Annotated in this window: 1 pseudogene; it reads right to left on the bottom strand. The window is 73.4% G+C overall.

The features are described from left to right. Window positions 1-315 (bottom strand): annotated as a pseudogene (locus FQ746_RS01655) (short chain dehydrogenase); the annotation flags it as partial. Between the last annotated feature and the right edge of the window lie 106 nt (window positions 316-421).

Below are 421 nucleotides of genomic sequence, written 5' to 3'. Positions count from 1 at the left end.
CAAGGGCCGCACGCCGGCCATCAGCGCCCGCGCGATCACCGCGCGACGCACCCCGCCCAGGTTCGGCCCGGCGCTTTGCAGACCGGTGCGCGCGAAACCGGGATGCGCCGAGGTGACCGTCAGCCCCCAGCCTCGCGCTTCGCTGCGCCGCTGCAACTCGAAGGCGAACAACTGCATCGCCAGCTTCGACTGCGCATAGGCCTGCCAAGGATCGTAGCGGCGCGTCCATTGCAGGTCGTCGAAGTGGATCGCCGCACGCAGGCGATGCGCGAGGCTGCCGACCACCACCACACGCGGTGCCGCGGCACGGCGCAAGGCCGGCAGCGCCGTGGCGGCTTCGCACCGGACGAGCGAGGCGGGCGGGGCGCATCCCTATCGAGGCGTGATCGCGCGCTTCGAGGCCGCCGCGCTCGCGCGTCCC

Source organism: Paraburkholderia sp. BCC1886, assembly GCF_900996245.1.
Taxonomy (GTDB): domain Bacteria; phylum Pseudomonadota; class Gammaproteobacteria; order Burkholderiales; family Burkholderiaceae; genus Paraburkholderia.
Note: the sequence above shows the minus strand (reverse complement) of the source record. Positions and strands in the feature narration are given on the sequence as shown.